This window comes from Pseudomonas sp. 2995-1 (genome assembly GCF_002742505.1).
Classification (GTDB): Bacteria; Pseudomonadota; Gammaproteobacteria; order Pseudomonadales; family Pseudomonadaceae; genus Aquipseudomonas; species Aquipseudomonas sivasensis.
Genome location: NZ_LJSA01000377.1, coordinates 440,146 through 458,351, shown reverse-complemented (window position 1 = coordinate 458,351; position 18,206 = coordinate 440,146). Strand labels below are relative to the sequence as shown.

Annotated in this window: 14 protein-coding genes and 2 pseudogenes; 11 read left to right on the top strand and 5 right to left on the bottom strand. The window is 59.3% G+C overall.

All coding sequences use genetic code 11. The annotated features are described in order from the left end of the window. Positions 1-98 precede the first annotated feature (98 nt). Both AOA61_RS19350 and AOA61_RS19345 read right to left on the bottom strand, forming a co-directional pair. A complete protein-coding gene (locus AOA61_RS19350) occupies positions 99-1,046 on the bottom strand; it encodes an AraC family transcriptional regulator (RefSeq protein ID WP_099602449.1) in 948 nt (315 codons plus the stop codon). Positions 1,047-1,254: 208 nt separating this feature from the next. Then, entirely contained in the window at positions 1,255-3,063 is a 1,809-nt protein-coding gene (locus tag AOA61_RS19345) for an ABC transporter ATP-binding protein (protein WP_099602631.1), read from the bottom strand. Positions 3,064-3,314: 251 nt separating this feature from the next. On the opposite strand from AOA61_RS19345, the gene AOA61_RS32540 reads away from it, so the two are divergent. After that, positions 3,315-3,524: an ATP-binding cassette domain-containing protein gene (locus AOA61_RS32540; RefSeq protein WP_306668099.1), complete on the top strand. Its 210-nt coding sequence runs from the start codon at positions 3,315-3,317 to the stop codon at positions 3,522-3,524. A gap of 37 nt (positions 3,525-3,561) precedes the next feature. Here AOA61_RS32540 and AOA61_RS19335 read toward each other — a convergent pair whose 3' ends face one another. After that, positions 3,562-4,497 (bottom strand): helix-turn-helix domain-containing protein, encoded by a 936-nt coding sequence (locus tag AOA61_RS19335; RefSeq protein WP_099602448.1) that lies wholly within the window; start codon positions 4,495-4,497, stop codon positions 3,562-3,564. 568 nt (positions 4,498-5,065) lie between these two features. Between AOA61_RS19335 and AOA61_RS19330 the strand changes: the two genes are divergently transcribed. From AOA61_RS19330 to AOA61_RS19290, 9 genes are all read left to right on the top strand, one after another. Next, a complete protein-coding gene (locus AOA61_RS19330) occupies positions 5,066-6,124 on the top strand; it encodes a phenylacetaldoxime dehydratase family protein (RefSeq protein ID WP_099602447.1) in 1,059 nt (352 codons plus the stop codon). A gap of 83 nt (positions 6,125-6,207) precedes the next feature. Continuing rightward, positions 6,208-7,074 carry a transporter gene (locus AOA61_RS19325; protein ID WP_032891456.1) on the top strand — a complete coding sequence of 289 codons (867 nt, stop codon included), beginning with the start codon at positions 6,208-6,210 and terminating at the stop codon, positions 7,072-7,074. Positions 7,075-7,254: 180 nt separating this feature from the next. Then, entirely contained in the window at positions 7,255-8,769 is a 1,515-nt protein-coding gene (locus tag AOA61_RS19320; RefSeq protein ID WP_099602446.1) for an amidase, read from the top strand. A 78-nt stretch (positions 8,770-8,847) separates the two neighbouring features. Then, positions 8,848-9,441: a nitrile hydratase subunit alpha gene (gene nthA, locus AOA61_RS19315; protein WP_099602445.1), complete on the top strand. Its 594-nt coding sequence runs from the start codon at positions 8,848-8,850 to the stop codon at positions 9,439-9,441. Between the two features lie 63 nt (positions 9,442-9,504). Further along, positions 9,505-10,167: a nitrile hydratase subunit beta gene (gene nthB, locus AOA61_RS19310; protein WP_099602444.1), complete on the top strand. Its 663-nt coding sequence runs from the start codon at positions 9,505-9,507 to the stop codon at positions 10,165-10,167. After that, the gene (locus tag AOA61_RS19305; protein WP_099602443.1) at positions 10,164-11,420 is read left to right on the top strand and encodes a GTP-binding protein; all 1,257 of its coding nucleotides are present in this window, start codon (positions 10,164-10,166) and stop codon (positions 11,418-11,420) included. The genes nthB and AOA61_RS19305 overlap by 4 nt, the downstream gene beginning before the upstream one ends. Positions 11,421-11,438: 18 nt before the next feature. Beyond that, entirely contained in the window at positions 11,439-12,731 is a 1,293-nt protein-coding gene (locus tag AOA61_RS32495; protein WP_095184822.1) for a PAS domain-containing protein, read from the top strand. 69 nt (positions 12,732-12,800) lie between these two features. Further along, positions 12,801-14,441 carry an AMP-binding protein gene (locus AOA61_RS19295; protein WP_099602442.1) on the top strand — a complete coding sequence of 547 codons (1,641 nt, stop codon included), beginning with the start codon at positions 12,801-12,803 and terminating at the stop codon, positions 14,439-14,441. Positions 14,442-14,452: 11 nt separating this feature from the next. Next, a complete protein-coding gene (locus AOA61_RS19290) occupies positions 14,453-15,028 on the top strand; it encodes a TetR/AcrR family transcriptional regulator (RefSeq protein WP_099602630.1) in 576 nt (191 codons plus the stop codon). Positions 15,029-15,085: 57 nt separating this feature from the next. Here AOA61_RS19290 and AOA61_RS19285 read toward each other — a convergent pair. Next, positions 15,086-15,244, bottom strand: a pseudogene (locus tag AOA61_RS19285) (DDE-type integrase/transposase/recombinase); the annotation flags it as partial. Positions 15,245-15,282: 38 nt separating this feature from the next. On the opposite strand from AOA61_RS19285, the pseudogene AOA61_RS19280 reads away from it, so the two are divergent. Next, positions 15,283-15,664: pseudogene (locus tag AOA61_RS19280) on the top strand (LLM class flavin-dependent oxidoreductase); the annotation flags it as partial. A gap of 112 nt (positions 15,665-15,776) precedes the next feature. On the opposite strand, the gene AOA61_RS19275 reads toward AOA61_RS19280, so the two are convergent. Further along, positions 15,777-18,017, bottom strand: coding sequence for a bifunctional diguanylate cyclase/phosphodiesterase (locus AOA61_RS19275; RefSeq protein WP_099602441.1), 2,241 nt, complete (start codon positions 18,015-18,017; stop codon positions 15,777-15,779). Positions 18,018-18,206 lie beyond the last annotated feature (189 nt).

Here is an 18,206-nt window from a genome sequence, read left to right as displayed (position 1 = left end):
CCTCCGTTGTTCTTGTATCAGGCACCCTCACCGTACGTGTTCGCCCTGCGCGTCGATATCCGCTGCCTGCACATCGCTATCCGCCAGGCGCATGTCGCTTAACGATGGCGTTTCCAGGTCTGCGACGGCAGTTCGCCGAAGCGTTTGCGATAGGCCTCGGAAAACCGCCCCAGGTGCATGAAGCCATGGTCCAAAGCCACCTCGGTCACGCTGCGCGTGCTGCTCAGTTGCAAGCGTGCGTGCACCCGTTCGAGCTTGCAGCGGCGTACATAGTCGCGCGGTGACAGCCCCACCTGGCGCGCAAACAGGCTGTACAGCGAACGTTCGCTGACGTTGGCCACGGCCATCAACTGCTCGACGCTGATGTCATCGGCCAGGTGCTGCTGGATAAATTCGCGCACCGCTTCAAACCCACCGCCGTGGGCAGCCTGGGGGATCACCCGCAACACGTTGCTGCCCAGCAATGCCAGCAGCTTGTTGGCCAAGATGCGTTCGTACAGGCCCTGCATGTGGGGCTCGGCAGCGTTTTCTGCCTCATGACAGATCAGCCCGAGCAACGGCAGGAAGCCGCCCATTTCACTGAGCGCGTGGCGGGCCTTCGCGAAGCGGATACCCACCTGCGGCAAGCTCCAGTGCTGCTCCAGGCAGGCGTTTTCCAGCAGGCGCACCGGCAGTTTGATGATGAATTTCTCGCAGTCGGCGGAATAGGTCAGGTCTACCGGGTCGTCCGGGTTGATCAGCAGGATTTCCCCCGGCCCGAACACGTCATTCTCGCCACGGGAGCTGGAGCGGCAATGCCCGCTCAACAGGATCTGCAGGTGATAGATGGTCTCCAGCGCCACCGATGTGACCCGCACGGGTGCACCGTAGCTGATGCGGCACAGGTCCAGGCTGGCGAAGGTGCGATGGCTGATACTCGCCCGGGGCCGGCCCTTGGGAGGCATGCGAATGCAGTGGCTGCCCACGTGCTGGTTGACGTAGTCCGACACCGCGTAGGCATCGGCGCCCTGGAAAATCTGGCTGCGCTCACTCAATAGCACGGTCATGGTTGCGGCTCTTTTATAGTTATTGGGCTCAGGCTGACGCCTGGATAGGGGGGCGTCCAATATGGATAAAGTCTGAAGGGATACCCTGGAGGTATTGTCGGGCGTTCTGCGCCAGGCTTTCAGCGCTGCGTCGGGGCGCACAGGGCTTGGGGTGAGAATGCTGGCCTAAAACTTTGAAACAATACGCTTGGCCGGATTGGACGGGGACCTAGCGATACCCCCGCGCCTGAACATCGAACAACTCGGCATAGCGCCCACCCGCCACCATCAGCTGTTGATGGCTGCCCTCCTCCAGGATTCGCCCGCCGTCCAGCACGATGATGTGGTCGGCATTGCGCACGCTGGAGAATCGATGGGAAATCAACAACGTCATGCGGCCCTTGGCGTGTTCGCGAAAGTGCTCGAACACCGCCGCCTCGGCGCCGGCGTCCAGCGCAGCCGTCGGCTCGTCAAGAATCAGCAGATCCGCCTCCTGGCGCATATACGCGCGTGACAAGGCGACTTTCTGCCATTGCCCACCCGACAACTCCTGGCCGCCAAGCCAGCGCCCTAACTGTGTGCCGTAGGCCCTGCTCAGGCGCTCGATGAATTCGGCGGCCACCCCCAGGGTGGCGGCCGTGCGCCAGCGCGCCTCATCGTTCAGCGCATCGACGTCACCCACTCCAAGGTTCTCGCCGACGGTCATCTGGTAGCGGATGTAATCCTGGAAAATCACCCCAATGCGCTGGCGCAGTGTCTGTTCATCCCAGTCTTGCAAGTCGCTGCCATCCAGCAGAATGCGCCCCTCGTGCGGGGAATACAGGCGCGTGAGCAGTTTGATCAGGCTGGTTTTGCCCGAGCCATTCTCGCCCACCAGGGCCAGGCTTTGCCCCGGCGCCAAGTGCAGGTTGATGTCAGTCAATGCCTGCCGCTCAGCGCCGGGGTAACTGAACCCTACGTGCTCGCAGCGCAGACCGTCGCCGGGACGCGCGCCCTGGGTAAGGCGGCCACTCGGCACGACCACAGGGGTTAGCAGGTACTCATAAAGGTCCGACAGAAACAGACTGTCGTCATACAGGCCGGCAATCGCGCTGAGGCTGGCGGTGATCGCGCTTTGCCCCTGCTTGAACAGCACGATGTACATGGTCATCTGTCCCAGGGTGGTCTGGCCGCGCACGGTGTCCAGCACCACCCAGGCGTAAGCCACATAAAACGCCGCGGTGCCCAGCAGGCCCAGGGCAAAGCCCCAGGCATCCCGACGCACCGTCAACTGGCGGTCTTCGGTGTACAAGCGCCGGGCGTTGTCGCGGTAGCGCTTGAGGAACAGCGGCGCCAGGCCGAACAGCTTGACCTCTTTGGCATGGGTCTCGTGGGACAGCAGCGATTCCAGGTAATTCTGCTGACGGGTCTCGGGCGCGCGCCGGTGGAACAGGCGAAACGCATTGCCCGAAAAATGCGTCTCGGCGAAGAACACCGGTAAGGCGCCGACCACCAGAATCACCAGCGCCCACGGCGAAAAGTGCACTAACAGCACGGCAAAGCTGATCAGCGCGATCAGGTTCTGCACGAGCCCCAGGCCCTTGGTGACCAGGCTCAGCGGCCGTGTCGAGGCGCCCTGACGCACGCGCACCAGCTTGTCGTGGAACTCGGCGTCTTCAAACTGCAGGAGTGAGAGGGTCTGGGCTTTCTCCAGAATCATCAGGTTGACCTTCACCCCCAACTGCACCCGCAGCAACGATTGCTGCATTGACAGCGCGCGCTGAGCGGCGGCCAGCAGCGCCAACACGCCCGCCTCGGCCAGCACGTACTGCATCACTGGCCACACGGGCGCCTGGCTGCCGGCTGCATGAATCTGCATCGCGTGCACCACGCCATCGACAATACGCTGGCCGATCCAGGCAGCCAGCGCAGGCAACAGACCGGCAACGATGGTGGCCAGCAGCAGGCCTATGAATAAGGGACGCGACGTCTCCCACACCAGCTTCAGTGCCCTGCGCGCCTGGATGGAAAACGCGCTCAATCGATTGAACAGCACCATGAATGGCATGGACTCCGTGTGGGGGCTGGGGTGAGATGGGCGGATTATGACAGGCGATGACGTTGCGCACATCCAACGGCGAGGCGACAGAGGCAAGTGGTGGAGCAAGGGGCAACCACGGCAGATTCTCGGCGCGCCGCAGCATGACTACCCCCGCGCCTTGATCGCCGCCGCGCCGGCGCTCGCCAAGCGCCGCCAGCCACTGGCCCGACCGGACCCGACGCAGCCGCCGATCCGGCAACTGCAAAACGTTGGCAAGACGTTCGCGCGGCCCAAGGTCAGGGCGAAAACGCGACCTTTGTGGCGCTGGAGGACTGAACCTGCAGGTCTACCCCGGGCAGACCCTGGCGATTGTCGGCGAGTCAGGCTCAGGCAAAAGCACCGCGCTGCGCATCGCCCTCGGCCTGGAAAACCCCAGCCGCGGGTGGGTGTGGTTCGAGCTACAGGACGTCACCGAGTAAGCACCCCTTTTCTCAACGATTTGCTACCCCGGCAATTTCAATTGCGGCGTAACAGCGTATTCGGCGCCACACCAAATGCCTTGCGAAACGCATGGCTGAAATGGGAAAAGTCAGAAAACCCGAAGTCCAGCGCCGCCTCGGACACGCTGCGTACCTGGCCGCGCTCAATCGCTTCTCGACTGGCATTCAGGCGCTCTTTCCAAATCTCTGCAACGGGGGTTTTCTGGTAGCGTGCGAAGGCCCGTGTAACGGTTCGGGTGGACACATTGTGGGCTTTGGCGATGGCTTCAATCGACAGGTCCGGCTCGGTCAAGTGTCGTTGTATGTACTTCATGATGCGGCCGTAGAGGTCCATCTCCTGGTGGCTTGTTTTCAGGTCCTGGAGTTCCAGGCTGATCACAAGCAGATCAAGCAACGTACTTGAGTAACGATTCGAGATGCGCTCATCCTGCAGCGACGCAGGCGTGCTCGCGGCCTGATGCAGCATTTCGCGTAAGGGAACTACGCCGGGACGCCGGTCGTCGAGGACCATCGCGGTGTACTCGGCAATACGCGGCAGGCGCTCGGTGAGCAACGCTCTGGGAATACGGATCAAGTGGTTTTCGGTACCACCCAGGCTGAAGCGAAACGCCTGAGTTGCGTCATAAAGAAACAAATTGCCAGTTGCCAGGCTGGCTTTTCTTGAGCCTTGTTCTATTTGCCCATGACCATTTCGAGCGAAACCCAACCATAAATCTTCGGCCGGACCGCTGCGCAGGTGCTGCTCGGAACGCTCCCAGTAGTGCAGCGGCGAAGACAGCGAGCAGATGTCCAATTCGCCGACTGTATTAACGGTGAGCGAGCCATCAAAGCTGCTCTGGGACATGGGTTTGCTATCGGCCGCCAGGCAGTGGCGACAGACCACTTCTTTCCAATAATCAAACCGACGTGGTGCCGGAACAGCAAGGGTCGAATACTGAGAGCTTGGGTTCATGACACTGACCTCGACAACGATGCAAGAGGCGCTGGAGACGTTGTAACGTGCGACCAATTTTCAGCTATGAAAGGCAATTAACAGGCCAAGCGCAGTAGCAGGCCTGCTTGAGTACGCTGCCATGTGATGTCCCTCGCGACTTTCGGCAGCCTTCGGAGGCTGTCGCACGGTGCAGCCATCACCATTTAAGGGCATCGCACGTCACTCGGTCGGCTCACGCGCACCAGCGCGGATCACGGGTGAACGTCAGCCTCAGCCTTGTCTTTTCCAACCAAATGGTTGTCTCGCCGAACAAAGCGCCCCCTCCTCGCCCAGCCTAATTTCCACCTCACAGCAGCTCATTCATCCGCTGATGAGGCACGCCATGCATCGACACGACTCAAAACGATTGGCTGATTCCTCCTGGCTTCTGCAGAGGCGCGACCTTGCGCCTGAAGAGTCGGCTTATTGGTTGATTGAATGGAGTGCCATGCAGCTGCTGCAGCGACGGCAGATCGCCAAGCGCGACCCGCCAGCGACGCGCTGACGCCCAACCGTAGGCCTGAACGAAAATAACGAGGAGCTCAAGATGGAATCTGCAATCGACACACATCTCAAATGCCCGCGCACCCTGTCCCGCCGTGTACCGGACGAGTATCAACCGCCGTTCCCTATGTGGGTCGCACGCGCTGACGAGCAACTGGAACAAGTGGTGATGGCCTATCTTGGCGTGCAATATCGCGGCGATGCCCAGCGCGAGCCTGCATTGCAGGCAATGCGTCACATCGTCAGCAGTTTCAGCCTGCCAGATGGCCCGCAGACTTACGATTTGACCCACCACACCGACAGCAGCGGCTTTGATAATTTGATTGTGGTCGGGTACTGGAAAGACCCGGGCGCCCACTGTCGCTGGTTGCGTTCCCCCCCAGTGAATGACTGGTGGAGTTCGGCGGATCGGCTCGGTGAAAGCCTTGGTTATTTCCGCGAAATCACCGCGCCGCGCACCGAGCAGTTCGAGACGTTGTACGCGTTCCAGGAGAACCTGCCCGGTGTCGGCGCGGTAATGGATACGACCAGCGGAGAGATCGAAGAGCACGGTTACTGGGGTTCAATGCGCGACCGTTTCCCGATCTCCCAGACGGATTGGATGAATCCCACGAGCGAGCTACAGGTGATCGCGGGTGACCCGACCCAGGGCGGACGGGTCCTGGTCCTGGGGCATGACAACCTCACACTGATTCGCTCCGGCCAGGACTGGGCGGATGCCGAGGCAGAGGAGCGCTCACTCTACATCGACGAAATCTTGCCGACGTTGCAGGACGGCATGGACTTCCTGCGTGACAACGGCCAAACGTTGGGCTGCTACAGCAACAGGTTCGTGCGCAATATCGACCTGGACGGCAACTTTCTCGACCTGAGCTACAACATCGGTCACTGGCGCTCGGTTGAGAAACTCGAACGCTGGGCTGAGTCTCACCCGACTCACCTGCGTATTTTCGTGACGTTTTTCCGCGTGGCCGCAGGTTTGAAGAAGTTAAGGCTGTACCACGAAGTATCCGTGTCGGACGCCAAGAGCCAGGTATTCGAGTACATCAACTGTCACTCGCAGACCGGTATGTTGCGCGACGCGCTGCCACCAACGACCTGAGCGCCATCGGCGTTTACCTCCCCAACTTCTGCCGCCTTGCCACCCTCCTCGGGTGGCCGGCCTCCCTGTGCGAGGAATAAATGATGAATAAGATCCGCCTGTTGACGCTCTCTACTCTGTTGCCCGTGCTTCACGCCAACGCCGGTGAAGTAGCGCCCGGCGATTATGAGCAATATCCGGTCGGCGCTACGATCGGGGCGATTTACTACCAGCACGCCACCACGGACTCGGCTTATAGCAACGGACACAAGGTCAGCTCTGACTTCAACGTGAGCTCTGACGTCGGCATCCTGCGTCTACTGCATGTCTACGCACTCTCTGACACCGTCACCATCGACCCGCAATTTCTTTTGCCTTTCGGACACGTCTCCAGCGCAGGTGACGCCTCAGCGCTGGGCAGTACTCGCGGCGTTGGCGACTTGATCCTCACCGCACCAGTCAAATGGCGGTTCAACGAGGCCCGCGACACCCTCAGCATCGCCCCCTACCTGTATGTGCCTACTGGTACGTATGACAAGGAGGACGCGCTCAATCTCGGAGAGAACCGCTGGAAATTCGAACTGCAGAGTGCGTACGTCAAACACTTCACAGAAAAATGGGCGATGGACCTGGTTGGCGGTGCTACCTGGTATGGCGACAACACTGATTACGGCGCAAATGCAGACCGTATGAAGCAGGACGTTTCCTACGCAGCACAGATCATGGGGCGTTACATGCCAGACGCCAGCACCGCATTTGGTATCGGCTTCGGGCGTACCTGGGGGGGCGAGACGAACATTGAGCACGTCAATCAGGATAACGAGTTGGGCACCACCAACTTTCGTCTCACCGCGACCAAATTCGTCACCCCCCAAGACCAGATTCAACTGCAGTTGGGCAAGGACCTTTCGGTGGACAACGGCACCAAGGAAGACTTCCGCATGAACCTGCGTTATGCGCGCATTTTTTAACCCAAGGATCTGCGACCGCGTGCCCTTTGCGCCTTTGCACAGCGGTGTCCGGCTCAGCCAAGTCGATGTCTTTCTCAACCAAGCCTGCGACTTGAGGCGCGGACTATCTTGAGCGCCAGGCCCACTGAATTTGATGAGCCGCAGCGCTCTTCGGCCACTTACGATAAGGACAGCCCAACCATGCCAATTGTTCGCCCCACCCTTGAACAGCTATTGGATGTATCGACCAGCCTGCACATGCAGATAAGTGCGGAGCAAGCCCATGAATACCTGGCTCTTATGCAGTCAAGCTTCGACGCTTATGACCTGATTGACGAGCTGCCTGACTTCATTCCGCCGGTACGTTACGAACGCAGCTCGGGCTATCGACCCTCGACTGCACACAACCCACTCAATGCCTGGTACTACCGAACGGAAGTCAGCGGCACCCGCGAAGGCAAGTTGGCGAATAAAACCGTCGCACTCAAGGACAATATTTCACTCGCTGGCGTACCGATGATGAATGGTGCAAAGCCCCTTGAAGGCTTCGTTCCCTCATTCGATGCCACCGTTGTCTCCCGCTTGCTGGATGCCGGCGCAACCATCCTCGGCAAGGCAACATGCGAGCATTACTGCCTATCCGGTGGTAGTCACACCTCCGATCCGGCGCCGGTGCACAACCCCTATCGCCACGGATTTGCCTCGGGTGGGTCGTCTTCCGGCAGCGCAGCACTGGTTGCCGCGGGCGAGGTCGACCTGGCAGTCGGCGGTGACCAGGGCGGGTCAATCCGGATTCCTTCCGCATTCTGCGGCACTTACGGAATGAAGCCGACCCACGGACTGGTGCCTTACACCGGGATCATGGCCATTGAGGCGACTATCGATCATGCCGGCCCCATCACGGCAAACGTACGGGACAACGCCTTGATGCTGGAGGTCATGGCGGGAGCGGATGGGCTCGACCCGCGACAAGCCGCGCCCCAGGTCGACGCTTACAGTGATTACCTGGAGCGCGGTGTAAGCGGGCTGAGGATCGGCGTCCTGCGCGAAGGCTTTGAACTGCCCAACCAGGATCCGCGTGTCGCCTCGTCTGTGCGCAATGCCATCGACGCATTTGCACGGATGGGCGCGCACGTCGAAGAGGTGTCAGTGCCTGAGCACAAGATTGCCGGTTCGCTGTGGCACCCCATCGGCTGTGAGGGCCTGATGATGCAGATGATGCACGGCAATGGGGCCGGCTTTAACTGGCAAGGGCTATATGACCTCGGGTTGCTGGACAAACAAGCCGGATGGCGCGATCAGGCGAATGACCTGTCCGCCTCTCTCAAGCTCTGCATGTTCGTCGGGCAATACGGTCTGGAGCGCTACAACGGTCGCTTCTACGCCAAGGCACAAAACCTCAGGCGCCTGGCACGCTCCGGGTATGACGCCGCATTGGCGCGCTATGACCTGCTGGTGATGCCCACCGTGCCGATCATTGCCCAACCCCACCCGGAGCCCGGTTGCTCGATCACCGAGTACGTGGCCCGAGCGCTGGAAATGATCGGCAATGCCTCCGCACAGGACATCACTGGCCATCCGGCCATGTCGATTCCCTGCGGCCTGGTAGACGGTTTACCTGTCGGGCTGATGCTAGTGGGCAAACACTATGCCGAAGGCACGATTTACCAGGCTGCAGCGGCTTTCGAGGCATCGGTTGACTGGAAAAACAGCTAGTAGCCGATGCGTCCCATGCAGCGCAAAAGAATAAGCCGCCGGGCGCTGCCTAGAAGCTCAACGATGAGGAACCAACTGATGACCACACCTGAAATAAAACCATCAACGCCGGGTGAGCGAGCACAGGCGTTACTGCAAGTGCTCAAACAAAAAGACCTGATCCCCGACGGTTACATCGAGCACATGACACAGCTCATGGCACACGAATGGAGCCCGCAGAACGGTGCTCGGGTAGTGGCCAAGGCATGGGTGGACCCACAGTTTCGCGAACTGCTGCTCAAGGACGGTACCGCTGCGTGCGCTCAGTTTGGCTATACCGGCCCGCAGGGTGAATACATTGTTGCGCTGGAAGACACGCCCAGCGTGAAAAACGTGATTGTGTGCAGCCTCTGCTCCTGCACCAACTGGCCCGTCCTGGGCTTGCCGCCGGAGTGGTACAAGGGCTTCGAGTTCCGCGCCCGACTGGTTCGCGAAGGGCGCACCGTGCTACGGGAGCTGGGCACGGAGCTGCCGGACGGGGTCTCCATCAAGGTGTGGGACACCAGCGCCGAAAGCCGCTATCTGGTGCTGCCTCTGCGGCCAAAGGGCAGCGAATCCATGGATGAAGAGGCGCTTCGAAAATTGATTACCAAGGATGTCCTTATTGGCGTGGCGCTACCGCACGTCGCGTAACCGGGGTGCTTTGTTTCTTTCAATTTTCATTCTCTATTCATTCTCTATTAAGAGGTATCCACGATGGATGGCTTTCACGATCTCGGCGGTTTCCAAGGCTTTGGCAAAGTCCCTCACACCATCAACAGCCTGAGCTACCAAACCGTGTTCAAGCAGGACTGGGAGCACCTGGCGTACAGCTTGATGTTTATCGGTGCCGATCACTTGAAGAAGTTCAGCGTGGACGAAGTGCGCCACGCCGTCGAGCGACTGGACGTGCGTCAGCATGTCGGCACCCAGTACTACGAACGCTATGTCATCGCTACCGCCACCCTGCTGGTCGAAACCGGCGTCATCACCCAGGCGGAGCTCGATCAGGCCCTGGGTTCTCACTTCAAGCTGGCGAATCCCGCGCATGCGCAGGGCCGCCCGGCGGTCACTGGCCGACCGCCTTTTGAAGTCGGCGACCGGGTAGTCGTGCGCAACGAGTATGTAGCCGGGCATACCCGCATGCCGGCCTATGTTCGCGGCAAGGAAGGTGTGGTCCTCCACCGGACTTCAGAAAAATGGCCTTTTCCAGACGCCATTGGTCATGGCGACTTGAACGCTGCGCATCAGCCAACCTACCACGTCGAGTTTCGCGTGAAAGACCTGTGGGGGGATGCGGCCGATGAAGGTTTTGTGGTGGTCGACCTGTTCGAAAGCTACTTGGACAAGGCCGCCAGCTCACATGCGGTGAACGTATGATTGACGGCGCCCAGGCGAGCCGACTGCCGGTGACCGTGCTTTCTGGTTTCCTCGGCGCCGGCAAAACCACCCTGCTCAATCATATCTTGCGCAATCGCGACGGCCTGAGAGTGGCAGTCATCGTCAATGATATGAGCGACGTCAACATTGATGCCGAAGAGGTGCAGCGCGACGTGGCGCTGCACCGTGGTCGAGATGAGTTGATCGAGATGAGCAATGGCTGTATCTGCTGCACGCTGCGCGCCGATTTGCTCGAACAGATCAGTGCCCTGGCACGCCAGCAACGTTTTGACTACCTGCTCATTGAGTCCACGGGAATCTCCGAGCCGATGCCGGTTGCCGAGACGTTCGCATTTCTTGACGCAGAAGGCTTCAGCCTCAGCGAACTGGCGCGGCTCGATACCTTGGTGACGGTGGTCGATGGCAGTCGTTTTCAGACGTTGCTCGAATCGCCGGATATCGTGGCGCGCGACGACGCACAAGCGGACACACCCAAACGCCATCTGGCAGATCTGCTGATTGAGCAGGTGGAGTACGCCAACGTCATTCTCGTCAACAAACTGGACCTGATCGACGAGCCCGGTTATCAGGCCGTGCACGCGGTCCTCACCGGCCTTAACCCGACCGCGCGGATCATACCGATGACACACGGCAACGTTGAGCTATCAGGCATTCTCGGTACCCATCTGTTTGATTTACCCAGCCTGGCTGAATCACCCGGCTGGATGAAAAAAATGCAGGCCGACGACACACCGGCCTCCGAGTCGGACACCTATGGCGTGACGTCATGGGTGTACCGCGAGCGTGCCCCCTTTCACCCACAGCGATTACTCGATTTTCTGCAACGCCCCTGGCGCAACGGGCGGCTGTTGCGTAGCAAGGGTTACTTCTGGCTCGCCAGCCGGCACCTGGAAACCGGCCTGCTGGTGCACAGCGGCAGGCAGTTCCAGTGGGACTATGTCGGGCACTGGTGGAACTTCATCGAGCAGTCGCAATGGCCGCGGGATGAATATCGGTTGCGAAGCATCATGACCAAGTGGGACAGCATTGTCGGTGATTGCCGGCAGGAATTGGTCTTTATCGGCCAGGATCTGGATACCCACGTGTTACAGCGCGCCCTCGACGACTGCCTGCTGAGTGCCCAGGAAATAGCCGCCGGCCCATCAGCCTGGCAAACGCTGCCGGGAGCGAAAGTCTTTGACGCCCAGGCCTTATCGGCCCCGATGCAGTCCTTGCAGGCGGTTCCCATTTGACCGAGGTAGAGGTGCCCCATGCTCTTTTTCAGCCGAACCACACGCCGGGTATTGGCGCAGCTCGCCGACCGACTGGAGCAGCCTGATCAGGCGAGCACGCCATTGTCGTCGAACAACCGGTTGGTGCGCCGCATCCTGGCAAGCGTCGAGCGACTGCTGCAAGAGCGGCAAGCCGTTAAGGAGCAGGCCTGCGCACTGGCGTTTCGCGTCAGCCAACTGGAACAGCACCTGGCCTGCCGTGACACGCTGTTGCGGCAATGGGAGGCGCGCTGGGTACTGATCACACAGGGCGCAGATGAACTGTTCTGGGAACTGGAGCTGGATGGAACCGCTGCACCTGGGCCGGAATGTTCAATGACGTGGACGGGGCCAGCGTCGAACCAGGCCCAGGCTATGAATCAGCTCGGCGCGTGGAGTGAACAGTTGCACCCGGATGACCGGCAAGTGCATCTGGCAGCGCTCGCCAGGCACCTTGCTGATCGCAGCGGGCGGACGGCATTTGCGCTCCAGGTGCGGATGAAACCTGCACCCGGCGACGACTATCGCTGGTGCAGCATAAGTGGTGCCTCGCGTCGCGATGCGCAAGGCGCAGCGCTCTGCATCGCTGGGACCGTTCGTGACATTCATGACCAGTACCTGCACAACGAGGCGCTCGAACTGGCGGCCACACGTTTCGACATTTCCCGGGAAATGCTGCATGACGGGCTTTGGGATATCGAGGTGGTAGCAGGCGACCCAGCGAACCCGAAAAATACCATTTGGTGGTCTTCGCAAATGCGCCGACTGCTGGGGTGCAACACCGTTGAGGAGTTCCCCAACACCCTGGAAAGCTGGACCTCGCGCTTGCATCCCGACGATAGCGCGCGGGCCATCGGCGCATTCGTCGCCCATGTGGACGATCGCAGCGGCAAGACGCCGTTCGATGTGGATTATCGACTCAAACATAAAAACGGTACTTACCGCTGGTTTCGCGGTCGTGGGCAAACGCGCCGTGCGCAGGACGGCTCCCCGCAACGGGTGGTGGGTGCCATCACCGACATACATGCCCACCATGAAGAAAGCACGATGCGCGAGGCGCAGGCGCAACAACATCGGGTGATGCAGGAAACCCTCACCAAGCTGACGCAGATTGTTGCCACCATTCAGGGCATTGCCAGCCAGACCAACCTGCTGGCGTTGAATGCCGCCATTGAGGCGGCGCGAGCAGGCGAAGCCGGTCGCGGGTTTGCAGTGGTCGCCGATGAAGTGCGCAAGCTAGCCACGCGGACCAGCCAGGCGACCCAGCAAGCGGCCGAGATGATGGACAACTAGCAACATCCTTGCGCCTGCGCGGCTTGCGTGGGCGTAGGGCAAATTCCAACAATAATAATCAGGTACGTTATGCGCGATTACGACTCAGCAGTGTCAACCTTCGACTATCTACAACTGGCTGCTCAAGACTTGCACGGCGAACCGGGAGCCTTGAACGCCTGCATCGAGTGCTGCGACCGGCACGCTCATGGCAATGCCGTGGCGCTGTACTGCGAAACGCGGGATGGTCGCGCCACGCACTACACGTTCAGCGAACTGCAGGTGCACGCTGCGCGCTTTGCCAACTTTCTGCGAGCGCAAGGGGTACAGCCGGGAGATCGTGTCGCCGGACTCATGCCACGCACGGTTGAACTGGTGATTACTATCCTCGGGACCTGGCGCATCGGTGCGGTCTACCAACCTCTCTTTACCGCATTCGGGCCCAAGGCGATCGAGCAGCGATTGGATTGCTCCGGGGCACGCTGGATCGTGACCGATGCCCACAATCGTCCCAAGCTGGATGACATCCCCGACTGCCCTCGCGTCATCGTGACAGACGGCACCCCACAGCACCCGACCGATTACGGTTTCTGGGACGCCCTCGGTCGCCAACAGGCCGACTGCACCCCTGAGCTGCTGGACGCGAGTGCGCCTTTCCTGCTGATGTGTACCTCGGGCACTACAGGACCTGCCAAGCCGCTTGAGGTGCCTTTGAGCGCCATTCTGGCCTTCAAAAGTTATATGCGCGATTCAATCGACTTGCGCGAAGACGACCATTTCTGGAACCTCGCCGACCCCGGCTGGGCCTATGGCTTGTATTACGCAGTGACCGGGCCACTGGCGTGCGGCCGAGCCACGCTGTTCCATGACGGCCCTTTCACCGTGGAAAGCACCTGCCGGATTATCGCCAAGTATGCGATCAGCAACCTGGCCGGCTCGCCCACGGCCTATCGCCTGCTGATTGCTGCCGGGGCCGAGTTCGCCGACGCCGTGCGTGGCCAGTTGCGTATCGTCAGCAGCGCCGGGGAACCGCTCAACCCGCAAGTCATCCGTTGGTTCGCCGAACAGCTCGGGGTAGTCATTCACGACCATTACGGCCAAACCGAAATTGGCATGGTGCTGTGCAATCACCATGGGCTACGCCATCCGGTACGTGAGGGTTCTGCCGGTTATGCGGTGCCCGGGTACCGGATTGTCGTGCTGGATGATGCGCATCGGGAACTACCGACGGCTCAGCCGGGCGTACTGGCGGTGGATCGCGCGCGCTCGCCCCTGTGCTGGTTCAATGGCTACTTTCACATGCCCACCAAGGCGTTTGTCGACCGTTACTACTTGAGCGGCGATATCGTTGAGCTCAATGAGGACGGCAGTATCAGCTTTGTAGGCCGTAACGACGATGTGATCACCACGTCCGGCTACCGCGTGGGGCCTTTCGATGTCGAGAGCGCGCTGATCGAGCATCCGGCAGTCGTCGAAGCCGCGGTGATCGGCAAGCCCGACCCGCAACGCACCGAGCTGATCAAGGCGTTTGTGGTGCTGAACCGTCAGTACCTGCCCAGTGCCGAGTTGGCGGAAGCCCTGCGTCTGCATGTCAAACAGCGCTTGGCCGCGCATGCGTACCCACGGGAAATCGAGTTCGTCGAACAACTGCCCAAGACCCCGAGTGGCAAGTTGCAGCGGTTCATTCTGCGCAACCAGGAAATTGCCAAACAGCAGGCACTCGACACATGACTCACGGGCGTATGGTTCCCACGCTGAGCCGCTCGGAGTTTCAGCGCAGAGCCCTGGAGCTGTTCAAGGAACGTAGTTTCAGCCAGGTCAGCATGCGGGAATTGGCGGCGCATGTTGGAATCAGCCCGGGAGCGATTTATCACCATGTAGAGAGCAAGGAAGCAATGCTGTTTGAATGGCTGACAGAGCTCTATCAGGCGCTGTTGTCGCACGTCGACCTGATCAAAACCCGAAGATTGACGCCCGCGCAGCGCCTGACAAAACTGATCGAAGGCCATCTTAAATTGCATGAACAGATGACCGGGCACTTCAAGTTAGCGGTCATGGATGCCAATTGCCTGGGCGCTCCGATGCAGGCACGCGTTGAGCGATTGAGGCTAGCCTATGAGTCAGAAATCATGAAGTTGGTCGGCCAGTTGGGCCATCAACCCGGCGGCCCGTTGCGCGAGGGGGCGCTTACTGCGATTTTGCCCATGCTCAACAGCCTACCCATATGGCTGAGCCCGAAGGTTGATAACAGCCAGCGTCGGCTTATTACAAAGACCATCGCCGATGCGGTAATTCACGCAATAAACGCCCTACCTTGAGTGCCCCTGCCCTGCTCTGGATTTCAAACCTGATGCCCATCATGGCGTGGAAAGCCGCTTCTGCATCGGCGCATTGTCCCAACAGTTTCCACGACGACTCATGCTTTGGCGCATGCGGTAACGCCAAAGCCGTTGACGAAACTGGCGATTGCCCTATTGCGAGCCTTGATCCGAGTGCAATAACAATCCTTGAGGCCTGCCCCGCTGCTTGTAAGCTCGGCCGAGCACGATTCCTTAGCAGCGGCATCGAGGGTTCAGCAAGCGTCGATCAGTTGAGCTCAGGTCGCATGATTCTGGGGGAGGCTTCCGGCGATCGTCCGATAGAGTTTTCGGCTTTTGGCGTCGATCCCGAAAGACGCGGAGAAATCTTTCGAGAGCACTACGAGGTGATTTGCCGACCCCACAGCACAAGTTTTGAGCCCATCCACTGGAGCGCTGTTGAAATGCGCGGCGCAGACCTGATTCCTAAACCCACCACCTAACGCCTTCCAATGCTCGTGACCGGCGATAGTCGCCAGTCACTGGATTGGATCGCGCGCGAGCACCGGATGGGTCAATTACCCACGCATACCGAACATACAGCGGCTGGTCGTGGAAGTTTGGCGGCTGGACGTCATGAAGCAATGTAGTTCCGTCTAGAGGCCCTTCACTCAGTCGCATTACACTGACCTCGATCAGAATCCGTTGAAGTGTAGTTCAGGACAACCGGCGTCGTCTGAATCTGAAAATTCGCTTTGGCGTTTGATTTTCATGCCTGGGACAAGACAGGATCGGGCGTCAGGGTCCGGCACGCGCGATGACTCAGGAAAGCTTCGAGGTCTGCAAAGGGCATCGGTTTGGCAAAGTAATACCCCTGAAAAATATCGCAGCGACTGCCTTTAAGGAAATCCACTTGAGACGTGGTTTCCACACCTTCGGCGACCACCGTCAGGCTAAGGTGATGGGCCATGGAAATAATGCCTTGGGTGATCGCCGCATCGTGACGATCGGTAGCAATTTCCTGGATGAACGAGCGGTCGATCTTGATCTTGTCGATCGGCAAACGCTTTAGGTAACTGAGGCTGGAAAAGCCAGTGCCGAAATCATCCAACGCAATGCGCACCCCCAACGCCTTGAGCCGATGCAACGTGTCGATCGCCTGTTCAACGTTATGCAGCAGAAGCGACTCGGTAATCTCCAGTTCCAACTGTCCGGTGCTGAGGCCGTATTTGCTCAGCACTGCCTGGATAGACTCGACGAACTGGCCACGCTGGAAATGCATCGGCGAAATATTCACGGCCATCGAAATGTCCTTTATGCCCTGCTCACCCAGCAGGCGTAATTGCGCGCAGGCCGTATCGAGCACCCAGAGGCTCAGCGGGATGATCTGCCCACTGTCCTCTGCCACCGGCACAAACACTGCAGGTGAAATAAATCCTTTTTCAGGGTGCTCCCAGCGCAGCAACGCTTCGATCCCGACCACCCGCCCAGTGCGCGCGTCTATCTGCGGTTGGTAATGAAGCTGGAATGACTGAGTTTCGATAGCCTTTTGCAGGTCATTGCGCAGGCTCGCGTGCTCGCAAACACGCTGATTGAGGTCGCTGGTGTACCACTGAAAGTTATTGCGCCCTTGCTGCTTGGCTTTGTACATAGCCATGTCAGCTTGCTGGATCAGTTGCATCGGCTGCTCGATGTGACCATCGCTCAGGGTGATTCCGACACTTGCAGTCACATGCAGGTCAATACCCTGGATGCAGTAGGGTCTGGCAATGCCGGCCATCAGCCGCTCGGCCACCGGTACAACGTCCTCATCACGAAGCAGGTCGGGCAGCAGCACGATGAATTCGTCACCGCCCATACGCAAGATGGTGTCACCGGGACGAACTTGCTGGGTCATACGTTGCGCCACTTCGATCAGTACCTGATCGCCGAAGTAATGCCCGATCGAATCGTTGATGGATTTGAATCCATCCAGATCAATGCACATCACCGCCAGACAACGCTTATGCCGACGACTGATGTGGCAATCCAGAGCAAGCCGTTCTTCAAGCGAAACACGGTTAAGCAAACCGGTTAGCCGGTCATGGCTGGCATTGAAGCGCAATTGGCGCTCGAAATGTTTCTGTTCGCTGATATCTCGGGCAATGCCGAATACTCCGACGATCTCTCCGTTGACCATGATGGGCAGGTTGGAGATATCCATGGTCAACAGTCGCTCACTTTCGTCGCGAAGCTGTGCCTCGAAGCGCTGAGGCACTCCGGCACGGGCAGCGCAAAAATGCTGACTGACCCGTTGCAGATCCTCATCGAGCACCAGCTGGGAAAAATGATGGCCAATGAAATTGATTGCAGTGTGCGGTTTCAGCTTCAGGCCTGCAGGATTCACGCTCTGGATGTTGCCGGCCAGATCGAGGGCGAACACTGGGTTGGGGTTATAGGTGAACAATGAACGAAAATGTTGTTCGCTTTCCTCCAGTCGCCGTCCGTCACGCTCGTGGCGGATTGCAATGACTGCAAGTTGGGCGGCAAAGACCAATTGTTGAATCTGCGCCTCGTCCGGCACATGGGTACGCTTTTGGTACAGGGCAAATGTACCCAACACGGTACCTTGATGGGAAAGCAAAGGGACTGACCAGCAGGAACGCAGGTTATGTCCCAGAGCCAGGCTGCGGAAGCGCTCCCAGTTCGGGTCATGGGCGATGTCTTCGGTGACCACAAGCTCGCGCCGAAACGCTGCGGTGCCGCATGTCCCTTCTTGTGGACCAATGGCCATACCATCAATCGCCTCGGTGTACTCGGCCGGTAGGCCGGGTGCCGCGCCGTTGAGCAAGTGCTTACCCTCAGCATCCGTCAGCAGGATAGAGCAGAGGCTTTCGGGGGACTGTGTGTCGAGCATCTGGCAGATGGCACAGAGTACGTCGCCCAGATGCTGATCGGTCGCGATCATGCCAAGAATGTCACGTTGCGACTCGGGGAAGGTCTTGCAGTGAAAGCTCGGACGGATATTCATGGTAATTCCTGAAGACTCTCGAGGTCGTCCGGTCTTCAGAGAGCCAGAAATAGTGGCGGCCGATCACTGTCCACTTGTGCGTCGGATATACACTCTATAGAGCGTAGCCAAGTTAAATACAGACTCAGATCCAACATAAAAAACAGTATCAGATGGCCGCCATTTGGCTAACTTCGATTTCTCGACTCG